Raw genomic sequence first — 14,428 nt, 5'->3', positions numbered from 1 at the left:
CCTTTTGTTTTTGTTCGGCTGGGGGGGCCGTTTGTCTCGATCTGTAACATCTAGCCGAGTTTTTGGTCCCTAGCTGTTACAAATCAAGACAAACCGGGAAGACGGGGCCGAATTGTCTAAATCTGTAACACTAAAACCGGTTTTGGACGTCTGGTTGTTACAGATTGAGATAAACGCACAGGACAATCCTCTCAATCTCGATCTGTAACATCTAGCCAAGTATTTCGGTCCTAACTGTTACAGATTGAGATGAACGAGCCAAGCACGTCTACGCCCGCAGGTCCTTCACGCTGGAACGCTCGACCAACACGCCCGAGACGAGCGTACGGCTTCTGGAGCTCGGGGCTTCCAGACCTGCGACGACCTCGTTAAGCGCACGGATGCCCAGCTCGCGGTGGCGAAACTTCACCGACGTCAGAATCGAGTTGGGGATCGTCTTGTAGAGCTCATCGTCGAAGCCGATCACGGACACGTCGTCGGGCACACTGAGCCCTTTGTCACGCAGGGCCATCATCACGCCGTTTGCCATGCAGTCGTTAGCAGCGAGGACCGCCGTGCAATCGGGCTTATCGGCAAGCACAAGGCCCGCGGCATAGCCACTATCCGCATTCCAATCGCCTTGCAGAGGCTCGGGCGGCTCAATGCCACGCGCCTCGAGTGCCGCACGCCAACCTTTCATACGGCACTGGCTCGACAGCGACTCTTTCTTACCAGAGACGAAGTACACGTTTTTATGCCCGTGATTCAAGAAGTATTCGCACGCCATGCGCGCACCACCCTCTTGATCGTCACTAACGGTAGAGCAGGTAGGATGTTCCATCGGCGTGATAATCACCGTCTTGAGGTCTTTCGGCGCCTCAAAGGTATCAAAGTCATCGACCATTTGACGCAGGTTGAAGATCATGCCGTCGACGGGAAGCTGCGACATCCTACGCGCCGCTTCGGCAAGGGTCATCTTCTCCCCCGCCCGCTTTTTGATCATCGTGAGAGCAAAGCCTCGCTCTTCGGCGGCATCGGCGATACCGTCAATCATGTCCACGGCGCCGCCCGACAAGTGGAACAGCACGACGCCGATGCACCCGTAACGGCCCAACTTGAGTGAACGCGCGGCAAAGTTCGCCCGGAACCCAAGCGCCTCCATGGCAGCATGGACCCTATCGCGCGTCGACTCGCGCACGCTATCGGGATCGTTGATCACGCGCGACACCGTCTTGAGAGAAACACCCGCGGCAATCGCCACATCGTTCATCGAGACGTTTTTCTTGTCCATCGTTGCCACTGCTTCTCCACTCGGTTCTCTATCGCTTGTTTTTTGCGTTCTAGCATACACTACCTGCCTGACTGATAAATCAGCCGTTTATCGGACAATATCGACCGTTCACCCGTAAATCCTTGTTGCTCTTCCAAAAATGTCTTACGTTGTCATTAACGAAATGACAACGTTGTCATTTCACAATGCCTTCCTTAAGCAGGAAGGTTTCCGGGCAGTCCTGACCATCCATCGACGACCAGTTCCATCCACATGCATCGCGCATCAAGTAACAAAGGAGCTTTATGGACGCCATCGTAAAGATGCTCGAAAAGCATCAGCCGTTCTTTGAGAAGATCTCGAGAAACATCTACCTCCAGGCCATCAAGGACGGATTCCTTGGGTGCATGCCCATTGTCCTCACCTCTTCGATCTTCCTGTTGATTGCCACCCTTCCCGGCGTAGTTGGCATCACGCTGCCCCAGCCGCTCATCGACTGGTGCAATAAGCTGTACAACTTCACCATGGGCGTCATGGGCATCATGGTCGCCGGCACCACCGCCAAGAACTTTACGGCTTCCATGAACCGTCGCATGCCCGCCGGCAAGGTGCTCAACGACGGTTCCACCATGGTTGCCGCCCAGTGCAGCATGCTTTTGCTCGCCGTTACGCAGTTCACCACCAAGCTCGACGGCTCCGAGCTTTCGGTCTTCGATTGCACCAGCATGGGCACGCGCGGTCTGTTCTCGGCCTATATCGCCGCGTTCATTACCGTGTGGGTCTATAAATTCTGCGTCTCGCGCGATTTGACCATTAAGCTGCCCAAGGAAGTCCCGGGCGCCATCGCTCAGAACTTCCGCGACATCATCCCCTTTGGCGGCGCCGTCATCATCTGCGGCATCATCGATGTCGTCGTGCGCAACCTCATGGGCGTTCCGTTCTCCGAGCTGCTTATCAAACTGCTCTCCCCGCTCTTTACCGCTGCAGAAACCTATCCTGGCCTTATCCTTATCCAGGCAGCCACCGCGTTCTTCTGGTTCATCGGTGTCCATGGTCCTTCGATTGTCCAGCCGGGCATCGACCCCATCCGTCTTGCCAACCAGGCCGAGAACCTGCAGGTTCTGCTGGCCGGTGGTCACCCCGCCCATTCCCTCACCTTCAACATGTCGCTCGTGGGTGAGTTCGGCGGCACCGGCGCCACGTTCATCGTGCCGCTTCTGCTGATTCTCTTCATGAAGTCCAAGCAGCTCAAAGCCGTCGGTAAGGCTTCGATTGTTCCTGTTGCCTTCGCCGTCAACGAACCGCTGCTCTTTGGCGCGCCGATGATCCTTAACCCCTACATGCTCATCCCCTTTGTTGCCGCCGGCTGCGTCAACGTGAGTGTTGCCAAGTTCTTTATCGATAACGTGGGCATGAACGGCTTCTCCTTCGTGGTGCCTTGGGCTACCCCCGCCCCCATCGGCATCTTCATCACCACGAACTTCCAGCTTATCGCCCTGGTATTTGTCGCGATCATCATCTTGCTGGACGCCATCATCTACCTGCCGTTCTTGAAGGCATACGATAAGCTGCTCTGCGACCAGGAGGCCGAACGCGCCGCCGAGCTGGGTCTCGAGTCCGATGGCGCTGCCACCATCGCCGCCAGCACCTCTGCGCCCGCTGTCGAGCAGACCACCGCTTCCGTCGAGCCGACCGCCGCTGCCGCCGACAGCAAGCCTGTCGCCGATCAGCCCGAGCCCGCCTCCGACGCATCCGCTAAGAAGGATGTCGATGGCCTGAAGGTCCTCGTCCTGTGCGCCGGCGCTGGCACCTCTGCCATGCTTGCCAACGCCATCAAGGAAGGTGCCGCGCAGACCGGAGAGAACATCGCTTCCTCCGCGGGCGCCTATGGTCAGCACACTGCCATCATGGATCAGTACGACGTTATCGTGCTTGCCCCGCAGGTTCGTAGCTACTACAACGACATGAAGGCCGACACCGATCGCCTGGGCATTAAGCTTCTCGCCCCGCGCGGTAAGGAATATATCGACCTTACTCGCGACCCCGCTGGCGCCATCAAGTGGCTCCGCGAGAACCTCGACTAGTTCCTCCCTCTGTTGGTGCCCGGATCCCCAGTTCGGGCACCTCTCCCTATTCGTATCCCGCAGAAAGGATGCCTCATGACCAACCCCATGCAGTTCCCCGACGGCTTTGTGTTTGGCGGCGCCACCGCCGCTTACCAGGTTGAGGGCGAGACCCGCACGCACGGCAAGGGCAAAGTGCCCTGGGACGATTTCCTAGCTGCCCAGGGTCGCTTCTCCCCCGATCCTGCAAGCGACTTCTACAACAAATATCCGGTCGATATCGACCTGTGCCAGCGCTTCGGCATCAACGGTATCCGCGTCTCCATCGCTTGGAGCCGCATCTTCCCCAACGGCACTGGCGAGATCAACCCCGAGGGTGTCGCCTTCTACCACGAGCTCTTTGCCACCTGCAATAAAGCCGGCGTTATCCCCTATGTCACGCTCGATCACTTTGATACGCCCGAGGCCTTTTACCAGAACGGCGGCGAAGGCTTCCTGACGCGCACGACGATCGACGCCTTTGTCGAGTACGCCAAGTTCTGCTTTGCCGAGTTCACCGAGGTCAAGCACTGGTTTACCTTTAACGAGATTCCCGCGACCGCCGAGGGCAGCTTTATCGTCGGCAACTGGCCGCACGGCGAGAAGTATCGCCTAGACAAGGCCTTCCAGCTTATGCACAACATGATGGTGGCCCACGCCAAGGCTGTCGTCGCCTTCCATGAGGGCGGCTTTGAGGGCGAGATCGGCATTGTCCAGAACCTAGAGCCCAAGTATCCCCTCGACCCCAACAACGCCGCCGACTGCGAGGCAGCTCGCATGGCCGACGTCATCAACAACCGCTGGGTACTCGACGCCACCTTCCGCGGCCACTATGCAGCCGACACCATGGAAGCCGCAACCAAGCTGGCCCATATCGCCGGCGGCGAGCTCGACGTCCGCGACGAGGACATCGCCGCGCTGACCGCCGCGCTCCCCTACAACGATTGCCTGGGCGTCAACACCTACAAGTGCCAGTTCCTGCGTGCTGCCGAGGGCGAAAACGACATCAACCACAATGGCACCGGCGACAAGGGCTCCTCGCGCTGGTTCCTCAAGGGCGTGGGCGAGTCGTGCGTGCGCGAAGGCGTACCCACCACCGATTGGGACTGGATTATCTATCCCGAGGGCCTGTACGACCTGCTGCTGCGCATTAAGAACGATTACCCCAACTACAAGAAGATCTACATCACCGAGAACGGCATGGGCTATAAGGACGACTTCGAGGATGGCTTTATCGACGACGCCCCTCGTATCGACTACATGCGCCAGCATCTCGCGTGGATCCTCAAGGCGATCGACGGCGGCGTGAACGTCGACGGCTACTTTGTGTGGTCGCTGCAGGACCAGTTCTCCTGGACCAACGGCTACAACAAGCGCTACGGCCTGTTCTACATCGACTTTGAGACCCAGAAGCGCTATCCCAAGGCGAGCGCGTACTGGTACAAGAACGTCGCGGAGACCGGCCTGCTCATGGCCTAACTTTTGCCGCATACCCCCTGTCGGCCGCATACGAATCCCTCCACGGGTTCGTATGCGGCCTCTTTTGTTTTGGCTCGGCCCGAGCAGGTCGTTTATCTCGATTTGTAACATCTAGCCGAATATTTCGGCCCTAGCTGTTACAGATCAAGACAAACAGAACGCCCGAGCAGAAATATCTCAATCTGTAACATCTAACTCGCTTTTAACCGTCTAACTGTTACAGATCAAGACAAAGGTGATGGCTGGATAGACAAAATCTCGATCTGTAACACCTAGTCGAGTTTTTAGGTCCTAGCTGTTACAGATTGAGACAAACGGGATAGGCCGGGCCAAAAATCTCAATCTGTAACATCTGGTTGGTGACTTCACCCCTACCTGTTACAGGTTGAGACAATTTGATGGCGAAGTCCCCATTTGCGCGTCATATCGCGTAGCGCTGACGCGCCGATTCCCCACAATGACAGGGGGGCAAAAGTCCTCACACAGTGCTTGCTAGCAATCCTGCAGCGCTAGCTAGCAAATGACCTGCGTATGCTCCTCGATGGCGGCGCGATCCTCGACCGAGATACCCGGCTCGCACACCACGGCATCCAGGCTGTCCAGACGGCAGAAGGTGTAGAAGTCGCGCTTGCCGATCTTGCTGGAGTCGGCGATCAGATAGCGCGAGTCTGCCTTGCTAAAGGCGAGCTGCTGGATGCGGCCCTCTTCCATGTTAGACGTAGACACGTCGCCGTCCAAAATGCCGTTTGCGCCGATAAAGGCTGCATCGATCCCCAGTGCGCGCAAGGTATCCTCGGCCGTTGGTCCCACAAAAGCGGCGGTGCGGCGACGATACATGCCGCCCACGAGGCACAGGTCGCAGTCTTCGCGCGCCTCGAGCAGGTTAAACACCGAAAGCGAGTTGGTCACAATGCGCAGGCGGCACGCCGGCAGCATCGATGCCATCTGCTCAACCGTGGTGCCCGTACCCAAAAAGATGGTCGAACCTTCCTCGATAAGCTCCACGGCGCGGCGCGCAATCTGCAGCTTTTCCTCGGCATGCTTGGTGCGCTTTTCGCTGTGCGAGTACTCGTGGCGCAACATAGCGTGGGGACGACCCTGCGCACTGCGGGCGCCGCCGTGCACGCGCTCGATCTCGCCCAGGCTCGCAAGCTCCTCAAGATCACGGCGGATCGTCATATCCGAGACGCCCAGTGCATCCGAAATCTCCTTGACCGAGACCGTGCCCTGCTCCTCGAGCAGCTGACGAACCTTATCCTGTCGCTCCGCTTTAATCACGATGAATCCTCGCCGTTCTTTGTGCGCATATCATTCAAACAGTAACGAACAAATTGTATCAGACTCGCGCGCGTCAAAAATGAACGCCCGCACGGCTCCAATCATCACTTTTTTGAGAAAAATACCCCCTGCTTTAGTGGGATGTAGTGATAATCTCACCTGTTCGCGCTACAGTTTGTCGGAAATACCTCGATGTTAGGAACCAAATGATCACTTCTGAGCTTTTCGGCACCGCGCCGTGCGGTACCCCCGTTCATCGTTACACCCTCAACGGGCCCGAGACCTGCGTTCGCATTATGGACTATGGCGCCACCGTGCTGGGTATCGATGTGCCCGACATTCCCGGCAACGTGCGCGATGTGGTGCTGGGCTTCGATAAGCTCGAGGATTACTTTGACAACCCCGCCTGCTTTGGCGCGACCATCGGCCCCGTGGCAAACCGCACTGCGGGCGCAACGATCACCATCGACGGTACGGACTGGCATATGCCCGCCAACGAGGGCGCCAACAACCTGCACAGCGATCTTGAACACGGCCTGCACAAGCGCGTGTGGGATGTTGAGCTCGACGAGGCCCACAACGCCGTGCGCATGACCACCTCACTTGAGGATGGCGAGTTGGGCCTGCCCGGCAACCGCACCTTTACGGCCGTGTTTACCGTGACGCACACCGGCCGCTTCCGTATCGAATATGGCTGCGAGAGCGACCGCGCCACGTACGTGTCCATGACCAACCACACGTACTTTAACCTTGCCGGCCATAACGCCGGTATGGACTGCGAGCACTTCTTTGTTGCCAACGCCGCACACTACCTGCCCATTGACGACCAGAACATTCCTACTGGCGAGATTGCTCCGGTCGAGGGAACACCGTTTGATTTTCGCGAGTTACGCCCCGTCGCGCCTGGCATGGAGGCCGACCATCCGCAGATTAAGCAGGCACGCGGCTACGATCACTGCCTGTGCATTGGCGGCTATCAGTACGGCCGCAATTTGCGCCGTGCCCTGCACGTCGAGGAGATGTGGACCGGCCGTGAGCTGGACTACTACACCACCGCCCCGGGCGTGCAGCTCTATACCGGCAACTGGCTAGGCGATGAGCACGCCAAGGACGATGCCAACTACGGCTGGGGCGCCGGCTTTGCCCTCGAGGCCGAGATGTACCCCGACACGCCGCACCGCCCGCTGTTCCCCCAGGGCATCGTGGGCCCGGGTCATCCCTACAGCAATGTGATCGAATACCACTTTATGAGGCACTAAGCTCATAACGCAACATATCGCACAGCAGCGCCCGCCGGCACACCGCCGACGGGCGTTTTTCTACCTAGTTGTAGGCAACCAGGCACATCCCGGCTTGAATGATTAGTGCATTTAACGTGAGAAAAGCTGTCAGAACACTTGCGCGGATTTGCGATGTCCCGTATCATAGACAGCCGTTGACGCCTCAGCTGCGTCACCACATGGCCGCCAGCGTAGCTCAGTTGGTAGAGCACCGCTCTCGTAAAGCGGGGGTCACCGGTTCGAGCCCGGTCGCTGGCTCCATTGCATTAGTGCAGCTCAGAAGCATAGTTGCTTCTGAGCTTTTTTGTTTTCGCGTCTCTTTCCTCCTTCTCCGAGGAGTGAAAAAGGGGTGAAAATCTTTTTTAACCGTTTTCCATAAATAGCTAGCATCATCCAACGTTCACATTAGATCGAACAACAATCCTGTTGCACATAGCCAAATTCCGCTGAGTATCAGAGAAGAACGTCCGGATTATACGCATCCAGCTTCGCTTCTCCAGTCGCCAGTGACTCCTCCAGCCGGTCAGCATATTCAACAATAGAGCCGTAGAACATGGGAGTAAATCCGAACTTTTCGATAAAGAGGGGTTCCGCTACGCCAACCCTCCTCTTGGCAACCGCGGTCTCATCTTTTTCATAGTACCCAGTGCCAGGAATCCGCTCGCTTGCCTGCGGCAAGCACTTAAGCTGCCTACGCAAGCGTGCCGATCCCTTTGAAAGACCCGTATAGGTGATAACACCAGAGATTACGCCACCGACACCCACAACAACCTTGCCAGCGGCATCCCCCACCGTCTGCTTTGTTATCTTGATACCCATGAAGCTCAAGAGCTTCTTGAGGATCGGATACCAACTGGTCTTGGTTAGAGACTGGCGAGCGACCTTTTTCGCGACCGCCTCTTGGGCGTTTTTGGCGATTACGGTTAGCATCGAATTCGCGCTGCCTACACCCATCATCACACCGAGCAACACTGCCATTTCGTAGAGAGTCTCGTCATCAACGTCGTCACATTCTTCAAAAAAGGTCTGCCAGCCATACAGGTATGCCAGCTTCTGCATAATCCTGAATGCGTGCACGTAGTATTGCGTAATATCAGCAGGAATGGTGCCCGCCATCGCAACACCTCCGGGAAGACCTGCTGCAAAGGAAAGGGCAGTTGACTTCTTTGTCTCAAAATCAATTACTTCTCTAGCAATTCTATCGATCAGGCCCACATCGATTCCGGCAGTGACGGGAGTCGTTTCCACGGCAAACTCGACGACATCTTTATGGACACCCTTCCTCCTCAACTCCGAGCGGAGGAAATGAGGCCGATCAATTCTCACTCCCTTTAACCGAGCAACTTTTTTCATAAAGTCAATCAAAAATCTCTGGGCCTCTGCCAACTGCTCATCGCTCTTGTCTTTTAGCTCTGCAAAAGCCGAATCAACGGGAACGACGACCTCGAGACCCTCTCCCTCGTTTTTCTTTCCAAGCAGCTTGACGTCCATACAGCCTTCCAATCGAATCGTTCATCGGCAACCAAATGCACTGCCCACCGATACCGCACTCGCAACATGTTAAGCCAGCGACTAAAACCGAACGCGCTCCCGCCTCAATTGTCACTCTTCTCGAAATCAATAACCCATATGCCAGGTCATCTCAATTTCGGGTGGTAAATCGTGAAGCAACCTGACCTGCTCGAGTTGGCAGATCGTCAACACCGAGAAAATCCATTTGCCGATTCTTCGACGCCTATTCATACGTAATTACGTAATTACGTAATTACTTAATTACGTATAATTAAATCAATTTATGTTGGAGGTTGATATGGCTGAAGCTCAAGAAAATAATCCGGAGAGACTTGATAAGTTCACGCTCTCCATTACCCGTGAAGACAAAAAGGCCCTTAAGCAATACGCAGCCCAGCAGGAAAAAACCGTTGCAAAAGTCGTGCGCGAATGGATTGACGAGAAGTGCAAGGGGGATAAATAATGTCCCAAACCACACAAGCCGTCGTTCAGAGCCTCGTTGAACGGGCGGTCAAATTAGGCGACCGCCAGCTCGCTGCGGACATCCGTGCCTTTGCAGCCCAGCGCCAGTTCGGTCTGGTCTTTGAGCACAATCGCCCCGAACGTCTACGCCTCTACGGTAAGCCCGTTATGCGCGGTGACACCGTACAGATGTTACCCGCGCGCGGTGAAAAGGAGAATGCCGATTCACAGCTACTATGGCGCGTCACTTCGCTCGACGGTCAAACGGCTCAGCTAACGCCATATAAATCTGTTTCCTATGACGAAAACAACAACGAGGATTGCTCCGTAGCTGTTGAGGACATCGTTGCGGTAGCGGAATACGATCAGCCCATCTATACTGGCCTCAAGGAGACCGGGCGTATCGAGCGCGGCGGCGACAGACCTTATCAAGTAGTTATCAATGGCGAGAACTACCACGCTCTTGAAACCTTGGCCTTTGCCTATGCAGGCAAAGTGGACTGCATATATATTGACCCGCCCTATAACACTGGCGCCCGCGATTGGAAATACAACAACGATTACGTCGACGGCTCCGACGCCTATCGCCACTCCAAGTGGCTTGCCTTCATGGAACGCCGCCTCAAGCTCGCCAAACAGCTGCTCAACCCCAATGATTCGGTGCTCATCGTGACAATTGACGAGAAAGAGTATGCGCGTTTGGGGCTGTTGCTTGAGAGGATATATCCAGGCAGCCGCATACAAATGGTCTCTTCGGTAATTAACCCCGCTGGCGTTGCTCGCCAGGGGGAATTTGCGAGATCAGATGAGTATATCTATTTCGTCTATTTCGGAGAGGCCGGTCCCAAGAAGGTCCCCCTCGGCGACGACTGGTTAGGTGGGGTCAATAATTCTTGCAAAGGTAAATTGCACTGGAACTCTTTGATGAGGACAGGAACCAATAGTCTAAGGTCCGATAGGCCCAATCTGTTCTATCCCATATATGTAAAAGAAGATGGGGGCAAAATCGACCATATAGGGGCATCACTTTCTCGTGACGAATCGAGGGAGGATGTTCCATCTTGCCCAGGATGTAAGACAGTATGGCCAATAAGGACGAACGGGGCTGAAGGAAACTGGCAAATTTCCCAGGCAGCTCTTCGAGTTGCCTTAGAAAAGGGTTTTGTTAAGTTGGGTCGATTTACCGAACGGGGTATGGCGATTTCATACCTGAAGAGCGGAGAACAGAAAAAGGTAGAAAGCGGGCTATTTCCAATAATTGGCCGCCGTGCTGACGGTTCGGTTATTGTTGACGACAGCAACTATGAAGCGAATTACATTCCCAGTACGCAGTGGCGCATCGCATCGCACGATGCATCCAGAAATGGCTCCGGTATGCTGAGAAAAATGATTCCAAACCGCAGCTTCCCTTTCCCAAAGTCCCTCTATGCCGTCGAGGACGCTATTCGTTTCTTTATCGCCAGCAAGCCCAATGCGCTCGTGGTCGACTTCTTTTCTGGGTCGGGTACCACGGCACATGCCGTCATGCGCCTGAACCACCAAGACGGCGGGTGCAGGCGCTCCATCAGCATCACGAACAACGAGGTCTCCGAGGACGAGGCAAAAAAGCTCATCAAACATGGTTCGCGTCAAGGCGATCCCGATTGGGAGGCCCTGGGCATCTGCCAGTACATTACCAAGCCACGCGTCACGGCGGCCATCACGGGAAAGACGCCCGAGGGTGACCCCATCAAGGGCGACTACAAGTTCACCGACGAGTTTCCCATGGCCGACGGTTTCGAAGAAAACGCAGTTTTCTTCGATCTCACCTACGAAGACCCGGACGCCGTCGAGCTGGGCGTGGCCTTCGAGGAGATCGCGCCCCTGCTCTGGCTGCGCGCTGGTTCGCGTGGCAGCATCATCAAGCACGAGCAGCCGGGCTTTGCCATGGCCGACGCCTACGCCGTCCTCTTCGACTTTGCTTCGGTCGGCGCTTTCATAGACGCCGTCAAGCAGAATGCCAGCATAGGGTGCGCCTATGTGATCACGGACGACACGGCTCGATACGCCTCCGTCAAGGCACAACTGCCTGGGCTCGACGTCGTCCGCCTGTACGAGAACTACCTGCAATCGTTCAAGATTGCCGCCGAGGATGCGGTGAGGTAAACATGAGAGTCGAACTTAAGGATTTCCAAGCCGGTGCGGTCGCGACCCTGGCGAACAAGTTGCAGTCGATGCGCCGACGCTACGAGCAGGACGGCGAGCTGTCCTCGATATGCCTCGCATCTCCCACGGGGTCGGGCAAAACGGTCATGTGCGCAGCGACGATCGAAGCGCTCTTCTTCGGAGACGACGATCTGAGCCTCATGCCCGACGAGAATGCCGTCGTTCTTTGGCTCTCGGATTCCCCGAGCCTGAACGAGCAGACAAGCGTGCGTTTCTCAAACGTGGCGGACAAGCTGGCAGACAGCATCCTTGACAGGCGCCACCTGGTCACAATTACCAACGACTTCGGAGCCGCGCACGACATTCTCGAGCCGCGCCACGTCTATTTCCTCAGCAAGGACCTACTCAGTAAGAACGGCCTGCTCACCAAAGGTGGTGAGGCCAACTCCGGCCGCGTGTTCTGGGACATCCTTGACCGCACTATCAGGGACCCGGAGCGTAACCTCTATCTGTTCATAGACGAGGCCCACCGCGGCCTGGGGGCCAATGTCTCGAGCGAGCGCGGCACGGCGACGATCTACGCCAACCTCATTGATGGTCTAGACGGCCGTGCGGCAATGCCCATCGTCGTCGGGGTCTCTGCCACGCCGCAGAGGTTCGAAGCTGCTATGGACCAGCGCGCCGATCGCGTACGCATGCCAAAGGTCGCTGTGACCCCTCGCGAGGTCCAGGAATCGGGCCTGCTTAAAGATATTATCGAGCTGCGCGTGCCCGAGAAGGACGATCCAGTCGAGCACCAATACCTTACTATGGCGTGCGAGCGCTATGCCCTGGCTTGCAACGAGTGGGGTGAGTACTGCGCCCGCGAGGGCGAGAGCTACATCAACCCCCTGCTGCTCATCCAGGCCGCTGACAATGTGAGTGGCTCGGCCTTGGTCGAGATGTGCGACCAGATCATGGGCTTAGTCCCCGGCCTTTCTGAGGCGATGTCGTTTGCCAATGTCTTCGGCGAGCACAAGGACATCGCGGCGGGAAAATACCTTATCCGCTATGTAGAGCCCGAGTTCGTTCAGGACACCTCGAGCATCCGCGTGCTTTTCGCCAAGGAGGCCGTCTCCAACGGATGGGACTGTCCGCGAGCGGAGGTCATCTTCTCGCAGCGCAGGCGTTCGGACTCGACCTATATCGCACAGCTCGTGGGGCGTATGGTACGCACCCCACTTGCGCGGCGCATCGAATCCGATGACCTTTTGAACTCCGTCGCCTGCTACCTGCCCCAGTTCAATCCCGAGAGCACTCAGGACGTGGTTGACTACCTCATGGGCCGCAAGGACGACATGGGCGAGAGCTCCATCGGCAAACAGAACATCGTTCTCAACCCCGTGACCATTACTGCTGCCGAACCAAAAACCAATGAGGAGTATCAGCAGGAGCTGAGGGCATACGAGGAGAACCGGAAGGCTGTCGAGGCTGCTCGTCAAGCGCAACCCGGCTACCAGTCATCGCTGGAGGGCTTTGCGACCCAAGAGCCCCTGGACATGCAGGGCGCCCAGCCATCGCTCGTTTCCGCCGTTCAAGGCTGTGGCAATCTGCCCCTTAATGAGAAGCCAGTTTCCCAAGCTGACACGGCTGGCGGCGATAGCCCCGCCGAGTCAGAGATTGCGCACTTCAATTCGGTCCAGCCAGCGCCTGTCGCGAAGCCTATCCCGATGTCAAAGCCTGAGCCGCCAAACAAGCGAGAGCAATCCTTCACGCATGACGAATGGGAGGGAATTCGCACCGCCTTCGACTCCATTCCCGTGCAGCGAATTCCGAAGAAGGCCAGAAACGAATTCCAGAGCTTGGTTAAGACGGCAACCCTGCTCGTCGAGACCGGTCTCGATGTCAACGCTGCAGCGGACGTGAATAGGCAGTTCACCCAGAAGCTCAAGGGCTATATCGTTGCCAACGAAGACGAATACCGCGAGGCACGCCATGAAGTCGAGGTTGCTGAGACCGTCAAGATTACGCTCGATAAGCTCAATGAGACCGAGGACCAGGAGCAGGAGGAGGCTCGTACGGACGCAGAAGGCCTCAGGAAGGCCGCTCGCGACGCCGACATACGCTTCACGAAGGAGTTCACGCAGGCATATCGCCGCGCCAACTTCAAGGAGCTTGGACGCCCTGAGTGCGACCTGAGGCTTGCCGCTGCGGTGCGCACGCAGCCCATCGTTAATGCGCTCGAGGACTGGGCGGCAAACTGCCGAAAGGCCTACTTTGACAAGGTCGACGGATCCGGTGATTATGACTACCTCAACGACGCCGCAAAGCTGCGTTATGACGAACTGGCTCGTGAAACCGAAGGCAAGCGCCTCACAAAGATAGAGTGGCCCACATCTACCAGCACGTCGGATAACTTCGCCAAGTATCCGCACCATATCATGCAGAAGGAGGACGGTCTCTGCCCACTCGACCTGAATCCGGTCGAAGACTTTATCGTTAAGAATGAGTTGGCGAAGAGCCGTACTGTCGCCTTTTATCGCAACCCGTCGGGTAGCATGTCGGCTAAGGCGTTTTCGATTCCGTACTCGTCATCGGTGGGGCGCATGGCCCTGCACCCAGACTTCCTCTTTTTCGTGAAGGACAGTGACGGAACGATCAGGCCGTCGATTATCGACCCGCACGGCGATTTCCTCGGTGATACGCTTGCCAAGCTCAGAGGTTACGTTGCCTACCTGCGCGAATATCCCGACGTGTTCAAGCGGGTTCAATTTGTGGGCGATATGGGCAACGGCGAGTATCGTGTTCTCAACCTGTTGCGCGAAGACGTCCAGAATGCCATAGAGAACTACAATAAAGTCGACTGCAAAGCCTTGTTCTATGGCCCCTTTGCAAACAACTATCACTAGATGCCGATAACCTGATCTTTTGTGTAGGACAGA

At 56.5% G+C, this 14,428-nt stretch carries 9 protein-coding genes and 1 tRNA gene; 7 read left to right on the top strand and 3 right to left on the bottom strand.

From position 1 onward, the window contains the following. Positions 1–268 precede the first annotated feature (268 nt). A complete protein-coding gene (locus ACTNBY_RS00670; protein ID WP_441062999.1) occupies positions 269–1,270 on the bottom strand; it encodes a LacI family DNA-binding transcriptional regulator in 1,002 nt (333 codons plus the stop codon). Between the two features lie 284 nt (positions 1,271–1,554). On the opposite strand from ACTNBY_RS00670, the gene ACTNBY_RS00665 reads away from it, so the two are divergent. Together ACTNBY_RS00665 and lacG are read left to right on the top strand one after the other, a co-directional pair. Then, the gene (locus ACTNBY_RS00665) at positions 1,555–3,333 is read left to right on the top strand and encodes a PTS lactose transporter subunit IIBC (RefSeq protein WP_441062998.1); all 1,779 of its coding nucleotides are present in this window, start codon (positions 1,555–1,557) and stop codon (positions 3,331–3,333) included. A gap of 75 nt (positions 3,334–3,408) precedes the next feature. Further along, positions 3,409–4,830 carry a 6-phospho-beta-galactosidase gene (gene lacG, locus ACTNBY_RS00660; protein ID WP_260699522.1) on the top strand — a complete coding sequence of 474 codons (1,422 nt, stop codon included), beginning with the start codon at positions 3,409–3,411 and terminating at the stop codon, positions 4,828–4,830. Between the two features lie 513 nt (positions 4,831–5,343). Here the strand turns inward: lacG and ACTNBY_RS00655 are convergent. Then, a complete protein-coding gene (locus ACTNBY_RS00655; protein WP_441040854.1) occupies positions 5,344–6,108 on the bottom strand; it encodes a DeoR/GlpR family DNA-binding transcription regulator in 765 nt (254 codons plus the stop codon). A 206-nt stretch (positions 6,109–6,314) separates the two neighbouring features. Between ACTNBY_RS00655 and ACTNBY_RS00650 the strand changes: the two genes are divergently transcribed. Next, positions 6,315–7,367 (top strand): aldose epimerase family protein, encoded by a 1,053-nt coding sequence (locus ACTNBY_RS00650; RefSeq protein ID WP_441062997.1) that lies wholly within the window; start codon positions 6,315–6,317, stop codon positions 7,365–7,367. Between the two features lie 206 nt (positions 7,368–7,573). Continuing rightward, positions 7,574–7,649, top strand: a tRNA-Thr gene (locus ACTNBY_RS00645). Positions 7,650–7,841: 192 nt separating this feature from the next. Here the strand turns inward: ACTNBY_RS00645 and ACTNBY_RS00640 are convergent. Beyond that, the gene (locus ACTNBY_RS00640; protein ID WP_441062996.1) at positions 7,842–8,879 is read right to left on the bottom strand and encodes a hypothetical protein; all 1,038 of its coding nucleotides are present in this window, start codon (positions 8,877–8,879) and stop codon (positions 7,842–7,844) included. 319 nt (positions 8,880–9,198) lie between these two features. On the opposite strand from ACTNBY_RS00640, the gene ACTNBY_RS00635 reads away from it, so the two are divergent. Genes ACTNBY_RS00635 through ACTNBY_RS00625 form a run of 3 tightly spaced genes read left to right on the top strand, consistent with a single transcriptional unit; the run spans position 9,199 to position 14,395 of the window. After that, positions 9,199–9,363: a hypothetical protein gene (locus tag ACTNBY_RS00635; RefSeq protein ID WP_193221508.1), complete on the top strand. Its 165-nt coding sequence runs from the start codon at positions 9,199–9,201 to the stop codon at positions 9,361–9,363. Next, entirely contained in the window at positions 9,363–11,507 is a 2,145-nt protein-coding gene (locus ACTNBY_RS00630) for a site-specific DNA-methyltransferase (RefSeq protein WP_441062995.1), read from the top strand. Before ACTNBY_RS00635 ends, ACTNBY_RS00630 begins: the two co-directional genes overlap by 1 nt. Before the next feature lie 2 nt (positions 11,508–11,509). After that, positions 11,510–14,395 (top strand): DEAD/DEAH box helicase, encoded by a 2,886-nt coding sequence (locus tag ACTNBY_RS00625; RefSeq protein ID WP_441062994.1) that lies wholly within the window; start codon positions 11,510–11,512, stop codon positions 14,393–14,395. The last annotated feature ends 33 nt before the right edge of the window (positions 14,396–14,428 follow it).

Origin of the sequence: Collinsella sp. HCP28S3_E12 (genome assembly GCF_052065595.1) — a bacterium.
Classification (GTDB): Bacteria; Actinomycetota; Coriobacteriia; order Coriobacteriales; family Coriobacteriaceae; genus Collinsella.
This window is presented reverse-complemented; position numbering and strand designations above follow the sequence as displayed.

What these genes read in the sequence shown, in the direction of transcription:
- ACTNBY_RS00650 (WP_441062997.1), top strand. Translation starts at nt 6,315, where the DNA reads ATGATCACTTCTGAGCTTTTCGGCACCGCGCCGTGCGGTACCCCCGTT.
- ACTNBY_RS00635 (WP_193221508.1), top strand. Translation starts at nt 9,199, where the DNA reads ATGGCTGAAGCTCAAGAAAATAATCCGGAGAGACTTGATAAGTTCACG.
- ACTNBY_RS00630 (WP_441062995.1), top strand. Translation starts at nt 9,363, where the DNA reads ATGTCCCAAACCACACAAGCCGTCGTTCAGAGCCTCGTTGAACGGGCG.
- lacG (WP_260699522.1), top strand. Translation starts at nt 3,409, where the DNA reads ATGACCAACCCCATGCAGTTCCCCGACGGCTTTGTGTTTGGCGGCGCC.
- ACTNBY_RS00670 (WP_441062999.1), bottom strand. Translation starts at nt 1,270, where the DNA reads ATGGACAAGAAAAACGTCTCGATGAACGATGTGGCGATTGCCGCGGGT.
- ACTNBY_RS00665 (WP_441062998.1), top strand. Translation starts at nt 1,555, where the DNA reads ATGGACGCCATCGTAAAGATGCTCGAAAAGCATCAGCCGTTCTTTGAG.
- ACTNBY_RS00625 (WP_441062994.1), top strand. Translation starts at nt 11,510, where the DNA reads ATGAGAGTCGAACTTAAGGATTTCCAAGCCGGTGCGGTCGCGACCCTG.
- ACTNBY_RS00640 (WP_441062996.1), bottom strand. Translation starts at nt 8,879, where the DNA reads ATGGACGTCAAGCTGCTTGGAAAGAAAAACGAGGGAGAGGGTCTCGAG.